The sequence below is a fragment of the Ureaplasma diversum genome (assembly GCF_000941095.1).
In the GTDB taxonomy this organism is placed as follows: domain Bacteria; phylum Bacillota_I; class Bacilli_A; order Mycoplasmatales; family Mycoplasmoidaceae; genus Ureaplasma; species Ureaplasma diversum.
In genome coordinates this window covers 392,250-410,117 of the sequence record NZ_CP009770.1, presented here as the reverse complement: position 1 = coordinate 410,117, position 17,868 = coordinate 392,250, and the positions used below count along the sequence as shown (strand labels likewise).

14 protein-coding genes and 1 tRNA gene are annotated in these 17,868 nt (G+C 27.1%); 14 read left to right on the top strand and 1 reads right to left on the bottom strand.

Annotated elements, in window-relative coordinates:
* The first annotated feature begins 169 nt into the window (after positions 1-169).
* On the top strand, positions 170-1,429 hold the full coding sequence (gene dcm / locus JM47_RS01650) for a DNA (cytosine-5-)-methyltransferase (RefSeq protein ID WP_208895280.1): 1,260 nt from the start codon (positions 170-172) through the stop codon (positions 1,427-1,429).
* Positions 1,422-4,433: a DUF262 domain-containing protein gene (locus JM47_RS01645; RefSeq protein ID WP_208895228.1), complete on the top strand. Its 3,012-nt coding sequence runs from the start codon at positions 1,422-1,424 to the stop codon at positions 4,431-4,433. Before dcm ends, JM47_RS01645 begins: the two co-directional genes overlap by 8 nt.
* A 79-nt stretch (positions 4,434-4,512) precedes the next feature.
* On the opposite strand, the gene JM47_RS01640 is transcribed toward JM47_RS01645, so the two are convergent.
* On the bottom strand, positions 4,513-7,494 hold the full coding sequence (locus JM47_RS01640) for a cation-translocating P-type ATPase (RefSeq protein WP_208895227.1): 2,982 nt from the start codon (positions 7,492-7,494) through the stop codon (positions 4,513-4,515).
* A 202-nt stretch (positions 7,495-7,696) separates the two neighbouring features.
* Here JM47_RS01640 and JM47_RS01635 point away from each other — a divergent pair, with 202 nt between their 5' ends.
* The 12 genes from JM47_RS01635 to JM47_RS01580 form a co-directional block, all read left to right on the top strand.
* Positions 7,697-8,014: a YneF family protein gene (locus tag JM47_RS01635; protein ID WP_208895226.1), complete on the top strand. Its 318-nt coding sequence runs from the start codon at positions 7,697-7,699 to the stop codon at positions 8,012-8,014.
* Positions 8,014-8,634, top strand: a complete 621-nt coding sequence (yihA, locus tag JM47_RS01630; RefSeq protein ID WP_208895225.1) for a ribosome biogenesis GTP-binding protein YihA/YsxC — start codon at positions 8,014-8,016, stop codon at positions 8,632-8,634. The genes JM47_RS01635 and yihA overlap by 1 nt, the downstream gene beginning before the upstream one ends.
* Positions 8,627-11,242, top strand: a complete 2,616-nt coding sequence (locus JM47_RS01625) for a valine--tRNA ligase (RefSeq protein WP_208895224.1) — start codon at positions 8,627-8,629, stop codon at positions 11,240-11,242. Before yihA ends, JM47_RS01625 begins: the two co-directional genes overlap by 8 nt.
* Positions 11,243-11,244: 2 nt before the next feature.
* Positions 11,245-11,769 carry a TrmH family RNA methyltransferase gene (locus JM47_RS01620; protein WP_038103185.1) on the top strand — a complete coding sequence of 175 codons (525 nt, stop codon included), beginning with the start codon at positions 11,245-11,247 and terminating at the stop codon, positions 11,767-11,769.
* A 2-nt stretch (positions 11,770-11,771) separates the two neighbouring features.
* Positions 11,772-12,434: a tRNA (guanosine(46)-N7)-methyltransferase TrmB gene (trmB, locus tag JM47_RS01615; protein WP_208895223.1), complete on the top strand. Its 663-nt coding sequence runs from the start codon at positions 11,772-11,774 to the stop codon at positions 12,432-12,434.
* 60 nt (positions 12,435-12,494) lie between these two features.
* Positions 12,495-12,570, top strand: a tRNA-His gene (locus JM47_RS01610).
* Between the two features lie 58 nt (positions 12,571-12,628).
* Positions 12,629-13,252: a hypothetical protein gene (locus JM47_RS01605; RefSeq protein WP_208895222.1), complete on the top strand. Its 624-nt coding sequence runs from the start codon at positions 12,629-12,631 to the stop codon at positions 13,250-13,252.
* A 107-nt stretch (positions 13,253-13,359) separates the two neighbouring features.
* Positions 13,360-13,629 (top strand): hypothetical protein, encoded by a 270-nt coding sequence (locus JM47_RS01600; RefSeq protein ID WP_038103180.1) that lies wholly within the window; start codon positions 13,360-13,362, stop codon positions 13,627-13,629.
* Positions 13,630-13,648: 19 nt separating this feature from the next.
* Positions 13,649-15,337, top strand: a complete 1,689-nt coding sequence (locus JM47_RS01595) for a DAK2 domain-containing protein (protein ID WP_038103178.1) — start codon at positions 13,649-13,651, stop codon at positions 15,335-15,337.
* Between the two features lie 5 nt (positions 15,338-15,342).
* Positions 15,343-16,335, top strand: coding sequence for a phosphate acyltransferase PlsX (gene plsX, locus JM47_RS01590; RefSeq protein ID WP_208895221.1), 993 nt, complete (start codon positions 15,343-15,345; stop codon positions 16,333-16,335).
* Positions 16,325-17,032 carry a ribonuclease III gene (rnc, locus tag JM47_RS01585; RefSeq protein WP_038103174.1) on the top strand — a complete coding sequence of 236 codons (708 nt, stop codon included), beginning with the start codon at positions 16,325-16,327 and terminating at the stop codon, positions 17,030-17,032. Before plsX ends, rnc begins: the two co-directional genes overlap by 11 nt.
* A gap of 593 nt (positions 17,033-17,625) precedes the next feature.
* Positions 17,626-17,868: Vmc-like lipoprotein signal peptide domain-containing protein (locus JM47_RS01580; RefSeq protein WP_222702337.1), on the top strand; the 243-nt coding region annotated here is incomplete at its 3' end.

The following is a 17,868-nucleotide window of genomic DNA, read 5'->3' as shown; positions in this document are numbered from 1 at the left end:
TTAAATTCTCATTTATTTAAAGATGTATAATAAAAAGTATGACTCCGTATTTTCTGAAAAATTTAATTAATTTCACGACTTTACATAATTATATATATATATATATATATATATATAAGGTTATGTAATTTTTATAAACCCTTAATTCTTGAAAAAACAAAAAGATACCTTAACAAAAGTTAAGGATTTTTGTCTTGTAAACAAACAAGATAAAAAGATCAATATTTTAGAAACTTTTTCAGGAATTGGTGCTCAACATAAAGCAATTAAGAAACTTAATAAGAAAGGGTTAGTGTTTGAAATTGTTGCAACAGCTGATTGAGATGCAAGAGCTAATATTTCTTATGCAGCAATTCATCATGATTTAAATAAAAATTATAAAAAAGTATTATTAGCTAATAACTTAAACACAAGTGATGATATTAACCAGTTTTTAGATAAATATACTATTTCATTAGATTCAAAGAAACCATCTAAATTAAAAGGGAAAGATGATCAATTTAAAGAATATTTAGCATCTTCAATTCTATTATCTAACAATCAAGTTGATATAACTAAATTAGATGCAAAAATAATAAAAGATTTAAACATTGATTTAATTACTTACTCTTTCCCTTGTCAAGGTTTATCAATTGCTAACATGGGTAGAGCTAAAGGAATCAATAATGATAAATCAACTTCTAGTTTAATATGAGAAATATATCGAATCCTTAATGAGTCTGAAATTAAACCTAAATACTTAATAATGGAAAATGTAAAAAACTTGTTAAGTGCTAAGTTTAAACCAGAATATGAAAAATGATTAAAAGTATTAGACAACTTTGGTTATAAAACATTTACTACAACGATTAATGGTATTAATGTTGGTTCAATCCAAAAACGGGAAAGAGTATTTGCTCTTAGTGTTAAAAAAGAAATAAGTACACCATTTGATGATGATTTATCATTCACTTTATATATTGATCAATTAACAAATTCTAAGAAATTAGATCATAATGGTCTTAAAAAACAATTCAATAAAGTTTTTGATTTTAGTTCTGATAATAAAGAAAACATCGATGCTTTAATCAATGACACTCCATCAAGAAGAAGACTTCTTGATTCAGAAAAAATCATTAACAAGAGTTCTAATTTTATTATTAATACAGTAACTACAAAACAAGATAGAATACCTTGTACTGGTATCATCGAATTTGAAAACAATCAATCTAGTAAACTTAATTATAGATTTATAACACCCCGTGAAGCTTATAAATTAATGGGTTTTAGTGATAAGGATTTTGATAAATTAACTCCTTTATATAATAACCACATACTAACAAAAGAATCTTTATACAGACAAGCTGGTAACTCAATTGTAGTAGAAGCAATAGAGTGTTTATTTGAAGTAATCTTAAAGATTGAAGAAGGGAATGTATCTAATGAATAAAACTATTGAGTACTGAGAAAATATCATTAAAGATTTCTTTAAAGATTGAACAATAGGAACTAATGTTCATAGTTATATTGACAGAAGTGTTATAAATTGGTTTGATCAAATCGATTTTGATCAAATTGATTATGATCTAATCATTGAATGAGAAACTAATGAAGACAATAATACCAAGTTATTTTTTAAAGAAAAAGAAGACATTGAGTTTTATTCTGAAGGAGAGAAGAAAAACAACAAGGATGGTTGGTATAGTGAATCAACTTATCGACAACTATTAGATATCTTAAAAGCTTTTTCAATTGTTATATACAAAAACAACAAGAATGTTGTTAATAAGAAATTTATAGATTTTTTAAAAAAGCATCCTTTAAAAGATTTTAATGAAGATAAGAAAAAAATCATTAAGGAATTTATTATTGATAATTTTAGTAACCATATTAAAAAATATATTCTTTTTCCTATTTCTAGTGAAAATAGGGATGATAGGAATAGAAGTGTTTACAACTTTTGATGAACATTAATAATGACAATTAATGATAAATTTATGGACTTAAAGATCAATGATATCTTTACAACGATCCAATCACCAGAAGAAAAAACAATGGAATTTTACACTAAGTTTATTAATGAATACTTGTGTGATGAAAAAGCATTAAATCACAAAGTTTATGATTCTATGAAAAATTTCATTAATAAACAAATAAAAGAAATAACAAACATAGACCTTTTATGAGAATCTGAAATAGCAATTGGTGTTAATGGTTTTAATAAAGAACATTTAGAAAAAAATGAAAAGAATGTAATGGATCAAGAAATTGATAAAAGTGATAATAATTCTGATGAGGATTTCCCATTAATAAACTCATCTTTATATGATTTTCTTACATCAAAACATGCAGTATATGAATTACCTTTATATCAAAGAACTTATTCATGAGATGCAAATATTATTATTGGATTATTTGATACATTATTTAATGATTTTAAAGATGAAGAAGTTAAATTTTCATTACTAAATAACATTATTATTAGTAGTAGTGTAAATAGAAAAATATACATCCTTGATGGTCAACAAAGAATAACATCTTTAATAATAATATTGTGTGCTTTAATTAAATATTATTACAAACTAGATCCAAACCAACAAGAAGAAAAATCTAATAATAAACTAAATGAATTAATAGCAAAACCAATAAAACAAATTATTAAACTACTTAACGAATTTGCTAAAAATGATAAAAATTATAACTATCTTTTAAAGATTATAACAACAGAAAATTATTTAAAAGACAAATTAGGCAATGAAATTAAAGCAAGTCGTTTTTATAAAAATTGAAGAGAAATTGTTAGTCTAGTTCCTGAAAAAATACAAAAAGATAAAGACCTTTTAATTGATTTTATTTCTTATGTTTTAAACAAAACAAGACTTGTTGTATCCTATTTATTAAAATTAGATCGGAAAAGATGTACTAAAATATTTTGTAATTTAAATAGGTACAGCAAGAAGCTTGGTGCACTTGATTTATTTAGAACAAAAATAAGTGAATTAGATCAATTAGTTGATATTTACAATAACTCTATAAATTTATATTTTAGAAATTCTTATAATTCAACAAAAGATGAAGATTTAGACTTAATTCAAAACTTTTTAAATTCAGCATTAGTTAAATATAAATTATTTAATGCTATTGTTAATATCGATCGTGACTATAGTGATAGAATCATCAACTCATTAGAGAAATTTGAAATACTTCTAAAAGAGTATGAAAAAAATAATGATGATCCTGATTATTTAAATTTGCTTTGAAACGATATTCTTGAATTTAACTATTGTTCATATGGATCTAGTGATGAATTAATTCAAATTCTAGATAAAAACAAAATTGATGCATTAGCAAAATTAAAAAATAATACCTATGAGTTTATAGCCAAAAATAAGAAAACAAAATATATTAATTTTCAAATTTATCACCTATCTCATGGTGGTAGAAAATCAATCTTTGCAATGTTAGTTTGAACTTTAGCTGAACACTTTAGGATTTTTAGTTTAGAAAAGCCAGACAACAATCACGAATCATTTAGTAAGTATTTAGTTCAAATTGAAAAATTTGTTGTTCTTTGAAGAATCAAATTTAGGGGACAATCATTACCTAAAATAATTACTAAAATTTGTGAAGAAATAGTAAATAAAGATAATAAATTAATTCAACCTTCTGTTTTATATCAAAAATTAGAAGATATTATTACAGAACTAAAAGAACCATCAAAAGAAACTAAGATTAGTGAACTTTATGTTTATTTACTAAATGAACTTAATTCAGAAAAAACTAAAGAAAATAAAACTCAAAACAAAAACATAAACGAAATTTGTAAGATCATTTTAGGAAGATTAGCTTATGGTGTTGGTCAAACTGGGTTTGACACACCACAATATTTCAAAGGTTATAATAGTGATGATGAGACAGTAGGTATATTTGATTTTATTCCATATACATATGATCATAATCTAGCTCAAAAATTAAAGGATCAAGATTTAGAATATTTTTATAAACAAAATATTCAAGACTTTGAAATTCAGAATGTAATTCATAAAATTGGTAATGGTTCTTTAATAACTCGAAAAGACAACAGTTCAAAAGGTAATAGAACCGATACATCTAAAGGTGATCCTGATAAAAGTAATATTACTAATAAAGGTAAAGATACTAAGTATAAGATGTTTAATTTTGAACCATTTGATGAATCAGTAAAAATAGGACAAATTGGCAGACTAAATAAACTAGAATTCCATAAAACAAAAACTATCTCATTACCTTATGTAATTCAAACCCCGACCCCTGATGAAAACAAAAAAGAAAATCAACATATTTGAGATATCAAGAACATAAACAGAGAGCAATTTGATAAAAACAAAAAGTACATTGAAGAACGTTCAAAAACGATTATTCAATCTTACATTTCAATGCTTTTCTATGATTGAATTGATGAAGATGAAAAATAATTATTAGATAATTAACCACTAAAAAAGCAAAAGAAAAATCTCCCAGCAAAGGAGATTTTTTCTTGTATTTATTGATTAATTACAACTCTTGGTGTAATTTCATTTGAAGCATTTTACGTTCTTTTTTAAGCTCATTAATTTGATAGATATATTCTTGTTTTTCTTCTAGATCAGCAGTTAATTGCAACTGTTGCATCGCTTCATTTAAATTAGCTTGGTTTTGTGCAAAAGTTAATCCTTTATAATCATATTCTTTTTTAACTTGGTGATATCTAACTCATTTATAAGTTTCAAAACCAATAATTGGTAATAAGAATAATAAGTAAGGAAGAATGTTTAATCAATTATATGCTCCCATTACATAAGGACTCATATTAAAGACTGTATTTAATCCTGGTGTATAAGTAATTAAAGCAATCATTGAACATGATATTAATAAAGAAATAACAACATATTTATTATCTTTTCATTTATCAATGAATATTGTATGGTTACTTCTTAATGAAACAGCATTAAATGATAAACATAAACCCATAAACATAAATGTTAATGCTGAACCAGATCGAGCTACTTCTTTAATGAATTCAATTTGGATATTTAGTGTATTTAATACAAAGTTATCTGGATTTAATGAATTTAGTTCAGCTTGGTATTGAGCTTCAATTAAGTTTAAGCTTAAGAATGATTCACGCATTTGATAGAAATCAAAATTAAAGTGAGAACCAGCACCTAGATAGAATAGTAATATTGACATCATTCCAATAAAGAAACCACATATAACAATAGTTAATCACATTTTCTTATCAACAATCGGAGCAGATTTCTTTAATGGAGCATAACGCATTAAATTACCTTCACTAAAGTTTAAACCTAATGCAATCCCTGGGAATGTTTCTGAAATAACATTAATTCATAAAATTTGTAAAGAAGACATTGGATTAATTCTAAGAATTAAAATTCCTAAGAATAATGAAATTAAACCAGATAAGTTAGTAATTAAAAGTAACATAATTACTCGCTTAATGTTAGCCATAATTGATCGACCCATTTTTACTGAGTTAACAATTGTAGCAAAGTTATCATCTGTTAGGATCATATCACTTGATGCTTTAGATACATCAGTTCCTGTGATCCCCATAGCACATCCTAAATCTGCAGCTTTTAGTGCTGGAGCATCGTTTACTCCATCCCCTGTCATACTTACAATCTTATCGTGTGATTGTCAAGCTTTAACAATTCGGATTTTATCAGAAGGACTAACCCGAGCATAAACACTATATCTTTCGATATTATCAGCTAATTGTTCATCACTCATGCTAGCTAATTCAGTTCCTGATAATACTTCTTGACCTTCATTTAAAATACCAAGTTGCATTGCGATTGCACTTGCAGTATTAATATGATCCCCTGTGATCATAACTGGACGAATTCCAGCTTTTTTAGCAATAGCAACAGCTTCCATTGCTTCTTCACGTGGTGGATCGATCATTCCTAACAGTCCAACAAAAATTAAATCTTTTTCTAAATTTTCTGAACTTGTATCAGTTGGAATTTCATCTAACTCTTTATAAGCAACACCTAGAACACGTAAAGCATCATTACCCATTTGATCATTAGCTTCTAATACTTCTTTAGATAATGGTGTAGTTAATCTACTATCAAGTGAATCAATTGCTCCTTTTGTTACTAACATAAACTTATCAGCTTTTTTAACAATAACACTCATTAGTTTACGGTCTGAATCAAAAGGCAATTCAAACACTCGTTCATATTCATCATCTAAATCTGATTTTAGAACATTTAGTTTATAAGCAGCTTCTACAATACTTGTTTCTGTTGGATCACCAACAAAATTGATTTGATCATCTTCATCATAACTTATTGATGCGTTATTAACTACTGTTCCCAGTTTAATTAAATTTAAGATACTACTTTGATCAACAATGTTACTTAATCCAGACTCGTGTGTATAAACAGATACTACAGTCATCTTGTTTTGAGTTAAAGTTCCTGTTTTATCTGAACAAATTACATTAGCACTACCTAAGGTTTCAACAGCAGGTAAACGTTTAATAAGAGCATTTTGTTTGCTCATTCGTTTAACTCCAAATGAAAGAATAATTGTTACAATAGCAATTAATCCTTCTGGAATAGCAGCAATCGATAATGAGATAGCAATAACAATTCCTGGGTGTCATGCTTTTTCTCAATTACCCCCACCAATTAAGTAGATGTACATAATAAACACAGCAATACATAATACCGCTCCAAAAATACCAATGATTTTTGATAAACGGTTAATTTTTTGTTGTAATGGTGTTAATGGTGTTTTTTGATCATTAATTAATTTAGCAATCTTACCAATTTCAGATTGCATTCCAACATTAGTTACAATTGCTTTTGCTGTTCCTGATGTAATTGTACATCCACTAAAAACACAGTTAGTTCGATCACCAAGTGGTGCATCGGCTGGAACAATTGCATTAGCATTTTTACTTACAGGAAGTGATTCACCAGTTAATGGTGCTTCATCACTTTCTAAAGAACTAGAGTTAATTAAAATTCCATCAGCTGCAATTGCATCTCCAGCTTCAAGAACTAATAAATCACCAACAACAACATCTTTTGTATCAATGATTTCTATTTGCCCATCTCTAATTACTTTAGCATTAGGAGAAGTTAATTTTAATAATGCTTCGGTATCTTTTTCAGCCTTGGTTTCCTGGACGACTCCAAAAATGGCATTAATTAATAAAATAGCAAAAATAACAGCTACTTCTACATATTGAACAATTTGTTCAATCTTATCGTGTGATGGTTTAACAATTGCAAGAATTAAAGTTAATAATCCTGCAAATACTAACAACATCACCATAAAATCTAAAAACTGTTTAAAGAATTTAACAATAATGCTTGTGTTCTTTTTCTTTTTTACTTCGTTGATACCGTACAAGTTACGGTTATTAAGCACTTGTTCATTACTTAAACCGTTTTGTTGATCTGTTAATTTAATGTCATACTCGACAACGGAATCAACTAGACTATCGTTTGTCTTTTCCATATATCCTCCAATTGTATTAATATTTTATATTATTTACACCTATTTATTTAACTTAGTTATTTACCTAGATTTATATTTATATCTAGTAGGGATAATAAATAACACTATTGGAGATATTAAGCTTATCTTTATTTTTAGTTCATCTTTAGTCAATAGTTTTATATAATTTAATGATAGACAATAAGTCAATAACGAGGATTTTATGAGTTTAAAAGAAGTTTTTAGTGTTTTATATCAAGCAGCTACTGATACTACTACACAAGCCACTGTTGAACAATTAAAGGGTGAATTGTATGCAATGACAGTTGGATTAAGTGTGGGAATTGTTTTATTTTTAATTGCAGGACTAATTATTGGTTTCTTAATTGCTATTAAGATTTACAAACGAAATTTACAAAAGAATCCACCAATCACAAAAGATATGATTCGAGATCTTTATGCTCAAACAGGACGTAAATTACCTGAACGTCGAATTAATGAAATTTACAATAACGCTATTAAACCTGCAAAAGATAAATAATGGCTAAATTTATTAAATCAGCACAATATCTAGATCAATATCCAAACGATAAGCAAACAGAAGTTTGTTTTATTGGTCGTTCAAATGTTGGAAAATCTAGTTTAATTAATGCTTTAGCAAACCAAAAGATTGCAAGAACATCAAATACACCAGGGCGAACGCAATTGGTGAATTTTTTTGATTTTGATAGTTTTCGTTTGGTTGATTTACCAGGGTATGGATTTGCTAGAGTTAGTAAAAGTAAGCACCAAGATTTAGCAATGATTATTGATAATTATTTATCTTATCGAACTAATTTATGTGGTGTCTTTCAACTTTGTGATATTAACGTCATCACAAACGATGATGTGGAGATGTCTCGTTATTTTGAAAACCAAAATTATGCTCATTTTGTAGTTTTAAATAAAGCTGATAAAGTAGCTAAATCTCATTATGATAACAATAAGCACAAGATTGCTAAATTTTTAAATATTAGTGTTGATCGTTTACTTTATTGTAGTGCTAATAAAATGACAAATATTGATCAAATATTTTCAATCATTAAAAAAGTTGTTTTAGAACATAAACAAAATATCAAATTAGAAAAAGAAGCTAATAAGGAAGAGATAAGCAATGAGTAAACGTCAACTTTTAAAAAAATATGATCACCAACTTGTTGCAGCAAACAAGTTTGATTTTTGAAACCAACAACAATTATTTAAAGCTGATTTAAACTCTAATAAACCACCATTTGCAGTTGTTCTTCCTCCACCAAATGTAACAGGACATTTACATATTGGTCACGCTTATGGATTTACTTTACCCGATATTATTGTTCGATATAAAAAACTTCAAGGTTATGATGCTTTTATTATTCCAGGAACTGATCATGCTGGAATCGCAACACAAACTAAATATGAAAAGATCTTAAAAGAAAACGAAAAAACTAATCGTTTTGAATTAGGAAGAGAAGCTTTTTTAAAGAAGTTAGTTGATTGAAAAGATGAACAAGCTGAATACATTAAAAAACAATGATCAGCTCTTGTTTTATCACTTGATTATTCAAACTATATGTTTACATTAGATAGTTATGTAGTTGATCAAGTTAAAAAGATCTTTGTTCAAATGTATAAGGACAATATTATTTATCGAGCTAAAAAGCTTGTTAATTGAGATGTTGAACTTAAAACAGCAATTAGTAATATTGAAGTAATTCATAAAGAAATAAACCAAACACTTTATTACATTAAATATGAAACAGAGGATCATAAAGATAGTGTAATAGTAGCAACATCAAGACCTGAAACAATGTATGGGGACAAACATTTAGTAATGAACCCAAACGATGAGCGATATACTCATTTATTTAACAAAACATTTATTAACCCATTAAATAAAGTTAATATGTCAGTTATTTTAGATGATTATATTGATGTTGAGTTTGGTACTGGAGTTATGAAATGTACTCCTGCTCATGATTTTAATGACTATGAATTAGCTAAAAAGCACAATTTAGAATTAATTAATATTATGAATGATGATGGTACACTAAACGAAATGTGTGCTGAACACAAAGGATTAGATCGTTTAGTTGCTAGAGAATTAATAGTAGAAAAACTTAAAGCAAATGGTAGCTTAATTAAAACTGAAAACTACACTACATCAATTGGTTTTAGTGAAAGAACTAATAGTATAGTTGAACCTTATTTATCTTGACAATGATTCATTAAAATGGATCCATTAGTTAAAAAAACAATAAAACAACAATTAGATGAAAATTTAAAGGTTGATTTTTATCCAAACCGATTTAATAAAACATTAATGACTTGGTTAGAATCAACAGAAGATTGATGTATTTCTCGTCAACTATGATGAGGACACCAAATTCCAGTTTACTATCACAAACAAACTAATGATGTTTATTGTGACATCAACCCACCAGCTGATTTAGAAAACTGAACACAAGACGAAGATGTTTTAGATACTTGATTCTCTAGTGGAATCTGACCAATCTTCACTACTAAATACGAACAAAATGATGCTTTTTTTAAAAAATATTATCCAACAGCACTAATGGTAACTGGCGTTGATATTTTATTCTTCTGAGTATCAAGAATGATGAACTTTGCTCAATATCTAACTAAACAAAAACCATTTAATGATGTTTTAATCCATGGTTTAATTCGTGATAGTTTAGGTCGAAAAATGTCTAAATCATTAAATAATGGAATCGATCCATTTGATGTTATTGATCAATATGGAGTAGATGCAATGCGACTATTCTTTGCTTCATCAACAACAATTGGTGAAGATCTCAACTTTAGTGATGAAAAACTAAGTGCTAATTGAAACTACTTAAATAAGATTTGAAACATTGGTCGATATATTAATGATTTAGAATTTAATAATTACAAACTAGATCTAACTAAACTTGATCAATTAAATTTAGTTAATCAATGAATCTTAGCTAAGTTATCAACACTAATAGTTGAAATCAAAAAGAATATGGATAAATACAACTTAGTAGTAGCTTCTAAAGATCTTTATGATTTCATCTGAAACACATTTGCTTCTGATTATTTAGAATATACAAAAGTTTTATTAAAAGAAGAAAAGATAGTAGATGAAACAAAAGCTGTTTTAAGATATGTTTTTAATCAAATCTTAATTATGTTACATCCTTTTGCTCCTTGTATTAGTGAAGACTTATATTCAAGTATTAATGACACTAATCAATCAATTCTTTTAGAAACATATCCTAATTTAGAATTTAATATTGATACTAAATTAATTGATGAATTACAGGAAGTAATTCTATCAATAAGAAAATGAAGATTAGAAAATGATATTACTAATAAAGAGATAATTAGTTTTGATTGAATCAGTTCAGTTGATTATTCTAAAGATCGTTTTGTAATCACTAAGTTATTATCATCAATTAATGTAGTTATTAATCAATTCACTAATCAAGAAATTGATTATAATTATAAATTTGTTTTTGCTAACTTTATATTAGGATCTAATTTTAAACAAACAGTTGATTTAGAAGCTGAACTTAAAAAAGTTAATGATAAGAAAACATTCTTAGAGAATGAAATTAAACGAGCAGAAAGAATGTTAAATAATGAAGGGTTTACATCTAAAGCCCCAGCTAGTTTAATAGCTAAAGAACAAGAAAAACTAGCTAGTTTTAAACAAGAATTAAATGCTTTATTAATTCATTTAAAAGAAATAGAAAAAAAGGTTTAGTAATGATTCATATTGTTTTATTTGAACCAGAAATTATTTTAAATACTGGCAACATTGCTCGGATCTGTGTAGGTTTTAATGCTAAACTACACCTAATTAGACCATATGGTTTTATTTTAGATCAAAACCGATTCCATAAAGATTTTATAAGAGCGGCTACAAATCACATTGATACTTTAAACTTAGCTCAGTATGATGATTTTGATGAATTCTTAACAATTAATCAAATTAGTAATGATAGTACTAATATTTTCTTTTATACTCGGTATGGATCTAACACTCCAGCTGATGTTAAATATCCAGACTATACAAACCAAGAAGTTTATTTAGTCTTTGGTAAAGAATCAACAGGAATTGATCATGCTATCTTAAAACAATTTCCTAATCAATGAATAAGAATCCCAACTAGTTTTAATTTAAGAAGTTTAAATGTAGCTAACTCTGTTTCAATGGGTATTTATGAACTAGCTAGAGCATATAATTTTGCTGGCTTATTAACTAATGAACCTCACAAGAAATTTGAATAATAATGCGTTTAAGAAATGATAAAAATGCTAAAGATTATTTAGCTAAGCAAACTAAATATATAGTTTTAGATCCATCGCTTTTAAAAACTGATTTAAAAGCGTGTTTTACTAACCCTAATAATCCATTATATGTAGAAATAGGAATGGGTAAAGGGGATTTCATTATTAATAATGCAATTAAAAATCCTAATATTAACTATTTAGGAATTGAAAAGTTTCAAACAGTAATTGTTAAAGCTCACAAAAAAGCTTTAAAACATAATTTAGATAATTTAATGATGTTAGCATATGATGCTAACTTAATTGATCAACTATTAAACCAAGCTTCTGTTTCTAAAATCTTTTTAAACTTTAGTGATCCATGACCTAAAAACAGACACACTAATCGAAGACTAACTCATCCTAGCTTTTTAGCTAAGTTTAAATATGTTCTTAAAGAAGATGGAGTTATTGAGTTTAAAACTGATAATGAAGGATTGTTTGCTTATACTATTAATGAAGTTTTATTAAATGATTTAGAAAGTTATGAAATTTTATTTTTAACTTATAACTTATATCAACTTAAAAATAATGAACAACTAATTAATAATATAGCAACAGAGTATGAAAAGAAATTTGTTGCTTTAAATACTAGAATCAAAAAAGTAATCTTTAGATATTTATAGTTATATAAATAACTTAGTTTGCTTTTTATATGCTAAAAATGTTATAATTGTATCGTTATGGCGGTTATGGTGAAGTGGTTAACACGCCTGACTGTGACTCAGGTACGCGCGGGTTCAAATCCCGTTAATCGCCCCATTTAAATTATTTACTACTCCTTTATGGGGTAGTTTTCTTTTTAGTATAATATAGCATTATGAAAAAACAACAAAAAAAAGAGATTGTTAAAACTTATTTTAGTTGAAGAAAAGAATCAACTTCACACCATATTCAACAACTAGTAATAAGTGCTATTTTTTTAGCTTTATTTCTTGTAGCTAGAATCTTAACTAAAAACATTGATTTTATAGCGTCACATTCTTGACAGTTACAAATGTTAGTTTTTTGTGTTGGGATCTATGCTATAAATTCGTTTTATTATAAGCTCTTCTTTTTTATTATTGCTCCATTATTGATGTTAGTATTTGGGTTTAGTGCTGAACCATTTTTTGGTTATTTAGCTCCTCATTATAGTTTCTTTAGTTTTTTATTTTTAGATTTAATTGAACAGTTAATTAATAAACCAGAACATAAAAAAATAAATCCAATTATTAATTATGGATTGATTGTTGTGTTTTCAGTTTTTAGTTATATTTTGGTTTGAATTTTTTATGCAATTCAAGGGGTATTATTTTATCAGGTATCTTGAATTGCTTCATTTAGTTTTAATGCTCCAATTAGCTTTGTTTCAATGGGAATTAATTTAGCTATTGGTTTAGTTTTATTCCCAGCAATTTACTTATTAAAACAACAATATAATAAAAAGAAAATAACTTACTAATTAGATTTTAATTAGTTGTTTATTTTTTAGTTTCAATAAATGCTTGTGCTTTATAATATAATATTAGTTATAACAATCTGGTTTTATTAACAATCGGCTAGGATTTTATGAGAAAAAATAAAACAAAATTTAGCACAAAGTTAGTCTCATCACTAATTAAAACAGCTATCTTAAAAGTGCCTGGAGTTGCCAGCGTTGAAATTGATCAGCAACAAAGTGATTTTAACCAAAATAACTTCGTTGTTAACATTGAAATTCGTAAGGATATTTTAAACATTGTTGGTGTTGCTGAAGAAGCAAGAAGTTTAGCTTATTATGAGCTATCTAATCAACTAAATGACGATACTGTAATTATTAATATTGTCATTAATTTTTAGTTATTGAAAGTTATATTATATGAAAACAATTAAATTAGAAATGTTTAAACAAATGCTAATTGCAGGGTCAAAAGCTTTGGAATTAGAATCTGACTACATTAATAACTTAAACGTTTTCCCTGTGCCAGATGGTGACACGGGTTCAAACATGAAAACAACAGCTAATGGGGCAATTAGTAGTATTTTAAATGATACAATCAATAATTTTGCTATCTTAGCTAAAACATATAGTCGTGGTCTTTTAATGAACGCTAGAGGAAACTCTGGGGTGATTTTGTCACAAATCTTCCGTGGTTTTTTTGAAAAACTTGCAACTGATTCACAAGAAGTTAGTATTCAAGAAATTCAAGCAGCTTTTGTTAATGCTAAAGAACATGCTTACAACAGTGTTTCTACTCCAATCGAAGGAACAATCTTAACAATTATTCGTGTCATTAGTGAAGAGATAGTAAATGAAGAATTTGAAACTGCTAATGAATTGTTTGATTTTGCAGTAGCGATTGGTCAAGATACTTTAGAAAAAACACCAGATATGCTACCAGCTCTTAAAGAAGCTGGAGTTGTTGATTCAGGTGGATATGGTTTAGTTTGTTTACTTAAAGGAATGAGCGATCAATTAAGTGGACGATTTGATGAAAGTGTATTAGTTTCAAATAAGAATTCAAATAAAGCAGCTGATTTAAACAACTTCATTGGTTTTAATAATGAACCTGAAGAAGGATTTGGTTATTGTAGTGAAATCATTATGTCACTAAATAAAAAGATCACACCAGATGCTCCTGAAAAACATTACTTTAATATTGAATCTTATAAGCGTGAACTATCTAAATTTGGTGATAGTATGGTTGTTGTTCAAGATGATGATCTTGTTAAAGTTCACATCCATACAACAAGACCACACAAACTTTTACAAGTTTCTCAAAAATATGGTGAATTTGATAAAGTCAAGTTTGAAAACATGACTAATCAATTTTATGAAAACTTACAACGTCGTGGTATCAACTATAAAGAATATAACAGTGAAACAAAACGAGAATTTAAACAAAAAATTGTTGTTACAGTTCCATCAAGTAAATTCAAAAAAAGAATCCTTAGCGAATATGGTATTGAACAAGTAATTGTCACTGAAGAAGATGGTACACCATCAATTCAAGACTTTGTTAATAAAATCAACCAAGCTAATGCAACACACGTCATTATTATCACAGATGATTCAAATTTAGTTTTAGCAGCTGAACAAGCTACTAAAATAGTTGCTGAAAATGGGGTTATTGCATCAGTTGTAGCTGGAAACAATGCTTTCCAAGCTTTATTAGCAATTTCTTATTTTGATGAACGATCAGAATTTAAAGCAAATGTTAAATCAATGAATAAAGCAATTAAGAAATCACACAGTGCTTTAGTTTCAACAGCAGCTAAAAGTGTTAATTATACTCATATCACAGTTACTGAAGGCGAATCAATTAGTATCATTAACAAACAAGTTGTAGCTTCTAATAAAGAAGAATTTAGTGTTCTTAAAAGAACAATTGATTTATTAATTAGTGTTTCTAAACATAAAGCAATTTGTTACATCTTCTATGGCATTAATGCTAACTTAGAAGATGTTAAACAAATTGAAAAATATGTTTCTGAGAAATATGGTTTAATTTGTGACATTGAGTTCACAGGGCAAAAATTATATCAATACTACATTGGGGTGCAATAAATAAGATGAATAAAAAAGTGCGAATTGTTTTAGATACAATGGGTTATGAAAATGAATTATCTCATGCTATAAAAGCTGCAATTGATTTTAAAACAACCCATCAAGATGTAGAGATTGTTTTAGTAGGTAATGAAGAAGAGATTAAACCTTTATTAAATAATCATCAGTTCGAAATTATTCACACAACAACTTTTATTGATCAAAAAGATACAGTTATCTCTGCTCGTAGAAAAACTGAATCATCAATGCACAAAGGATTAAACTATTTAAAAGAGAATAGTGATGTAGATGGAATGTTAACAGCAGGGAACACTGCTGTGTTTGTTTATAATGCTTATTCTATTATTGGTTTATTAGATCATATTAAAAAACCAGCTTTTATGCCATTTGTCCCAACAATGGATCAAGTAGGAATGAATATTTTAGATGTGGGAGCATCGATACAAGTTGATGGAGAAGATCTATTTAATTTTGCAATAATGGCAAATGCTATTGCTAAAAACCGAGTAGAAAACCCTAAGATCGGAATCTTAAATATAGGAACTGAAGAACATAAAGGGTTTAGTTATCATCACGAAGCACACAAACTTTTATTAAACTCATCATTAAACTATAAAGGGTTTATCGAACCTAAAAACATTGTTGAACGAGAAGTTGATGTTTTAGTAACTGATGGGTTTGCTGGTAATATTGCTCTTAAAACAATGGAAGGGGTTGCTTTATCTTTAGGTAACTTCTTAAAAAAAGAATATAAGAAAAAAAGATATTTTTTAGCTGGTCTTTTTAGTTTACCAATTTTTAAAAAAGTAAAGAAAATATTTGATTATCGAAACAATGCTGGAGCATTTGTGCTTGGTACTAAAAAAATATTAGTTAAAACCCATGGGAGTGCAGATTATTTACAATTTATGAGTGCATTACGTATGCTTTATGAAAGTGTTCAAAATAATGTTTTAGAAACAATCACAAAGGATTTAGAACAACACTATGGAAAATAAAAAGAAACTATTAGTAGAATTACTAAAGCGTGAACACATCCAACCTAAAACATTATCAATTTATATTGAAGCTGTAACTCATAAATCATATGCTAATGAAGCTAAATCAACACGTTCATACCAACGACTTGAATTCTTAGGTGACGCTTGTATTGATTGAGTAATCAGTAACTTTATTTATTCTCGTAAGATACAAACTAATAAAGGTTCACTTCGCGAACTTGATGAAGGGGAAATGACTCGGGTGCGAAGTAAACTAGTTAAAACAGAGAGTTTAGCACGAGCTGCTGTTGAATTAGGTTTAGATAAAGTAATTTTAGTTGGTCATGGGTTTGAGAATACTTGCAACATCAATTTAAGCAAAATTCATGAAGATGTTTTTGAATCTTTTATTGGAGCTGTTGCTCAAGATCAAGGAATTAAAAAGGTTATTAAGATCTTAGATAAAACCTTAATTAGATATTATAATGAAGGTCTTGTTAATACCGAAAAAGACTATAAAACAATTTTCCAAGAAGAGATGCAAAAGATCTCTAAAAGTGATATTCACTACATCTTAATTGAAAACACTCCAGAACAAAAAACAATTCATTTATTATGAAATGGATTAGTGTATGGAATTGGTTCTGGTAGAAATCGAAAAGAAGCTGAGTATGAAGCAGCTAAAGATGCATTTGAAAAAATCCGTAAAAAATAATGTGGATGGTATTTATTTAAATATTAACTAGTAATATTAAAATAAATGTCTTTTACAAAACTAAGAAGCCGCAGCATTGCTGTGGACTTTTATTTCTATTTAATTAAATTTATATAAAACTAATTAATAGTTAATGAGTTGTTTTTTATAGTACTTAAATTTGCTCTTGATGATTTAATCATCCTTATTAGATCTATAGTTGATTTATTTAGTAGATATATTAAAAGGGATGTTTATAGCAACTGAATCATTACAGAATTCAAATCATTCTTCTTGAATTCTGTTCTCTAATATTTCATCAATTAAAGCAACATATTTTTGCATAATTTTTCTTATCCTGTTCTATGGTTTAGAATATTATGTATACAAAGTTATTAATCATTTAATTTAAGTACCCTTTTATAATATTTTTAGTTAAAGATTATTATTAAGTATTTAGGCTACATATTTTGTGATATGAAGAAAAATCAAGTTATTAAAACTTGCTTTTTGTTGGTATATAACAAACATATTATTTAATTACTAGTATTAGAATTAATAGATTTTTTGCATTATGCATAAGTCAATTTTTATTCTAGAAAGTATTTTAAAATATGAGCAAATTTATAAACAAAAAAGGTCTTATCTTAATGGTAAGCACGATCCTTGTTGGATCATCAATTGCAGCAATTGCTGCTGCTTGCAACAACAAAACATCTCAACCATCAAAACAAAAACAAACTAACACCCAACAATCTTCAAGTTCAACAGAAAAAACAATGACTGAACAAAAAGAAAAAATGAATTCAATGGATTCAGCCGCAAACAAACAAACAAACAAACAAACAAACAAACAA